The organism is Armatimonadota bacterium (genome assembly GCA_020354555.1).
Taxonomy (GTDB): domain Bacteria; phylum Armatimonadota; class Hebobacteria.
This window is the reverse complement of record CP070648.1, coordinates 3,234,667-3,239,044: the sequence shown is the minus strand read 5'-3', so window position 1 is coordinate 3,239,044 and position 4,378 is coordinate 3,234,667. Positions and strand designations below refer to the sequence as shown.

Sequence of the window (4,378 nt, the reverse complement as noted above, 5' to 3'; positions counted from 1 at the left end):
GTATCCCTGTTCGGCGCGTTCCGCGTATATCATCTTGTGCGCCGGGGGTTTGCCGTGGCCTGGCGGGAAGTGGAGAAATCAGGCTCAGGGGGAAGGAATTTGGCGCCCACTCGGCCAAAAGTGCATCAGCCGCGGGGTCAGGCGGTGCATCGTCCGCGGAAGGCCCCGGCTGCGGTGGTCGGCCCGGAGCTACTGGGCACCCCTCGGAGCGGCGGGCAGCAATGCAGCAAACGTAGATTCGCGCGTTCCGCGCGCGCTACGAGTAATAGCAGTAACAGGCCTGCAATAGGACTGAGCAGAAATACAACAGTGCGAGTACACCTCGCCGCGGAGGTGCTGCTATGACTGCCAAGCCTGAGCCCCAGGCGATCCCCGCCCGCAGTCCCTCACCGCTGCGGGCCCGCCGGCCCGACAGGCTGCGCCGGCAGCTTCTGGTCGAGCGGGCCTTCTTCATCGCCGTCATCGTCGTCCTCGCGATCGGTGCCGTGCGACAAGCGCGCGCACTCAGGGCTTACCAGATCACGGTGGACGGCCGGCCCGTGGTGACAGTCGCGGATCGGGGGACGGCGAAGAAGCTGCTGGCCGAACTGAGCGGGGACATGCCTGATGCTCGGTTCCGCCAGACCGTTGATGTGCAGCGTGCCGACCTGCGCGCGGGCGTAGCACGCGAGGAGCGTGCGCGGAAGGTCCTGGCCACCGCGATCCACGTCATCGTGCCGGCCCACGTGATCATCGTCAACGGCAAGGTGGCGGCGGCCGTGCCGTCGAGGGAAGACGCGGAGCAGTTGCTGTCGCGCGTGCGCGCGACCTACGCCGGCCCGGATCAGAAGTCGCGGTTCAAGGAATCGGTTCGTGTCGAGGCGGCCGACATCTCGCGCGGGCGCGTCGTTGCAGCGGAGGATGCGTTCAAGCTGCTGGCGGGAGGCGCCGCGGGTTCGACTACGACCTACGAGGTCCAGGCCGGTGACACCGCGTGGAGCATCGCGAAGAAGCACGGGATCAGCGTCGAGCAGTTGGGCAGCCTCAATTCCCGCATCAATCTCGACCGCCTCCAGGCGGGGCAGACGCTCAGCGTCGGGCACGGCAAGTCCGGGCTGACCGTCGTCACCGTCGAGGAACGGACCGAGATCGAGCCTATTCCCAGTTCGACCAGCGTCAAGGCCGCGCCCGATCTGCGCAAGGGCGAGCGGCGCGTCATCACCAAAGGGCAGGACGGCGAGAAGTCAGTCCGTTATCGCATCACGAGCGAGAACGGGCGCGTGGTGAAGCGAGAAGTGGTGGCGGAGACCGTGACGCGCCGACCGAAGCCCGAGCGCGTGCTTGTCGGCACCGGCGCGTGAAGCGGATTGGCCGCGGCACCAGTTGGATACATACTAACTGGGCGCGGCGAGCGGCACGGCGCGGAAGGCGGACCCGCTCGCGGGGGTGACGCCATGCATGCCATGATCCGGCGGCTGGACGAAATCGGCATGCCCGTTTTCGGCCGCACGCTGCAACGGGCGGTCGAGTTGTGGGGACGGGTGTTCCCCGTACTCCAGCGCACTTGGAACAGCGGACCCAGAAGACGGTACATCTCCTGGACGCGCTTCCGCGACAAGCGGCTGACCCTCAAGGGCTTCCTATCGTTCGACAGGAACGCCCGAATCCGGACCTACTTGTACCTCGCGGTAGCGGCAGCGTATCTGGGATCCGCCTTCGGCTCCCCTTCCATCGTGAGCCTGGTCAGGATTGCCTGCCGTGCCATCGAGATGGCGGGCCTGCCGGGGACCGTCTACTCGGTGATGATGTACGAGAAGGCAATGCAGGTTGATGCGCTCCGCGACAGCCTGCTCGCGCACTACGACGCGGATCGGAACGGCAAGCTGGAGCCCGGCCAAGCGCGGGCGCTGACGTTGGCGACGGGGCTCACGGCGCAGGATCTGACGGTATCGTGCGCCGAGGGCGACTTCGATCGCCTGTTGAAAGCGGCGCATGCGCAGCACGTCCTCCCGAAGACCATCACGCGGGAGATCGAGAAGCCATACGATCTCAAACCCGACGCCCTGCTGCGCGCCTTGCGACACGGCAACTACGAAAAGGGACAGGCGGCGTACGAGCGGCAGCGCGCGGCACTGTGGAAGGAGATCGAGCCGGACCTGACCTACCGCTGGGGCAAGCCGAGGGACTATCTGGAATGGGCGACCTGGCGCACAGGCATACAGCGGTTCTATGATACGGCACGGCAGGTGTCTCGCGAAGCCGCCTACTATGTCGCGCACCCGCAGGCAACGTACCGCAGCCTGACGACGCGATAACTGACTCCGCAAGCCCCTCGGAGCGTCGCGAAGGAGTCTTCCCGCCGGCGGTGAATTGTAGAGCCACGGCTACTAGAGAAGCAGCCGAGACTGTTCCGGAATGGGGCTCGCGAGCGTGCTCCGGCAGTCTGCCGGCCAGGCACTAATACACGAACCAGATCAGTAATAACGCGCGTACGTATCGCATCAGGCTTTCAGCAATGGGTCTCACAACAGCACGCAGCACGCATCGCGCGCGGTTCTCCAACGCGAGGCAGCGGACACTGCCGCTCATGGCACTCATAGCCGGGCTGCTCGCCGCGATCTGGGTCGTGCACTGGTTCTTCTTCCAACTCCCCGTGCGGTCAACGCCAAGCCACAACCCGTCTCCCGCCGCGAGCGCACAGCGGTGACACCGAAGTCCGCCAGCACGCCGGCGTCCACAGCCCCTTCGTCGCGAGCGGATATTCCTTCATGACCAAGCGCGAGCGAGCGCTGGCCGCGCTTCAGCGTCGCCAACCGGATCGAACGCCCCGGCACATTCGATTCTCGCCGCCAATGCTGGAGCGTTTCCGCGAGCGCACGGGAGCCGACGATCCCGAAACCTATTACGATCTCGAACTCACGTATGCCACAGGGCCGGACCAGGCGGCTCCCCGCGACGATGCCTTGACCGTGTTCGCGCCGTACCTACCGGATTTACCTCCCGGGACCACCGTTGATGCCTTCGGCCGCGCGTTCGTGCCCGGCGGCTTCTACCACTTCACGCGCATCGTCCACCCCCTGCGCGAGATGAAATACGCGGCCGAGTTGGATGACTATCCCTGGCCGGCCTGGCCCGACGAGCCGAGCAACGCGCTGCGCGCCCAGGTGCGGAAGCTGCGCGAGGAGGATCGTCTGGTCGTGGGCGGGGGCGGCTCGATCTGGGAGATTGCGTGGCAGATGCGCGGGATGGAGCGGCTCTTTCTCGATATGGCAGAGAATGAGCCGTTCGCCGCCCGAGTGCTGGACGGCATCACCGGCGCCTGGTGCCGCACCGTCCGCGCGCTGGCGGCGGCCGGGGTGGATATGCTGCGGATCGTTGACGACGTCGGCATGCAGGACCGCATGCTGATGAGCCCGGCAATGTGGCGCGCGTGGCTCAAGCCGCGCCTCGCTCGCCTCATCCAGGCGGCGCGCGACATCAACCCGGTCGTCTTCATCCAGTACCATTCCGACGGCTGGATCGAGCCGATCATCGAGGACCTCATCGAGGTCGGCGTCGACCTGCTCGACCCGGTGCAGCCCGAGTGCATGGATCCGGTGCGGATCAAGCAGCGCTTCGGCGACCGGCTCGCCTTCTTCGGCACCATGGGCACACAGAGCACGTTTCCCTTCGCGACGCCCGAGGAGCTGGCGCGCGTCGTGCGCGAGCGCGTCGAGACCGTCGGCGCAGGCGGCGGACTCATCATCGCGCCGACGCACGTGTTGGAGCCTGATGTACCGTGGGAGAACGTGGAGGCATTCCTGGAAGCCGTCGCGAAATACGACTGAGGAGAAGTGGCGGGCGTGAACGCAACCCGACGCCGATATCGCATAGTGGCGCTCGACCTCGACGGCACGCTGCTCGACTCCAAAGGAGAAGTATCACGCGACGATGCCGCGGCACTGCACCGCATGCGCGATCTGGGAGCGCTCATCGTTCTCGCGTCGGGCAGGATGACGGCGGCGATCCGCCCGTGGTACCACCGGCTGGCCGTCGACGGCCCGGTGCTCGCGTACAACGGCGGGATGGTGCGCGACTCCGAGGAGAAGGGTGAGGCCGTGCTGTTCGAGAGAGCGCTGCCGGCACGTTACGGCGACTGGCTGATTGACTACGCCGACGAGCATCACTTCCACCTCAACTACTACCTCGACGACGTACTCTACGCCAAGGACGACCCGGACTTGCGCCGGTTCGCCGACCTCTACGCGAACCAGACGGGGTCGGTGTACCGCTTCGTGCCCAGTTTGCAGCAGTTCAAGGCCTCCGCGCCGACCAAGATCATCTTGATTACCGATCCCTCGGTGCCCGGCGAGCACGACCCGCGCCGGCGCGACGAGTTGTACGATGAGTTCCGCGAGCG

Annotated in this window: 4 protein-coding genes; all 4 read left to right on the top strand. The window is 66.2% G+C overall.

The window, feature by feature from the left end; genetic code table 11:
* The first annotated feature begins 341 nt into the window (after positions 1–341).
* On the top strand, positions 342–1,340 hold the full coding sequence (locus tag JSV65_13255; protein UCH33525.1) for a G5 domain-containing protein: 999 nt from the start codon (positions 342–344) through the stop codon (positions 1,338–1,340).
* Positions 1,341–1,433: 93 nt separating this feature from the next.
* Complete coding sequence (locus JSV65_13250) at positions 1,434–2,294, top strand: hypothetical protein (protein UCH33524.1); 861 nt, start codon at positions 1,434–1,436, stop codon at positions 2,292–2,294.
* A 453-nt stretch (positions 2,295–2,747) separates the two neighbouring features.
* A complete protein-coding gene (locus JSV65_13245; GenBank protein ID UCH33523.1) occupies positions 2,748–3,806 on the top strand; it encodes a hypothetical protein in 1,059 nt (352 codons plus the stop codon).
* A gap of 15 nt (positions 3,807–3,821) precedes the next feature.
* A partial coding sequence (locus tag JSV65_13240; protein UCH33522.1) for an HAD hydrolase family protein occupies positions 3,822–4,378 on the top strand: 557 nt, incomplete at its 3' end.

What these genes read in the sequence shown, in the direction of transcription:
- JSV65_13255 (UCH33525.1), top strand. Translation starts at nt 342, where the DNA reads ATGACTGCCAAGCCTGAGCCCCAGGCGATCCCCGCCCGCAGTCCCTCA.
- JSV65_13250 (UCH33524.1), top strand. Translation starts at nt 1,434, where the DNA reads ATGCATGCCATGATCCGGCGGCTGGACGAAATCGGCATGCCCGTTTTC.
- JSV65_13245 (UCH33523.1), top strand. Translation starts at nt 2,748, where the DNA reads ATGACCAAGCGCGAGCGAGCGCTGGCCGCGCTTCAGCGTCGCCAACCG.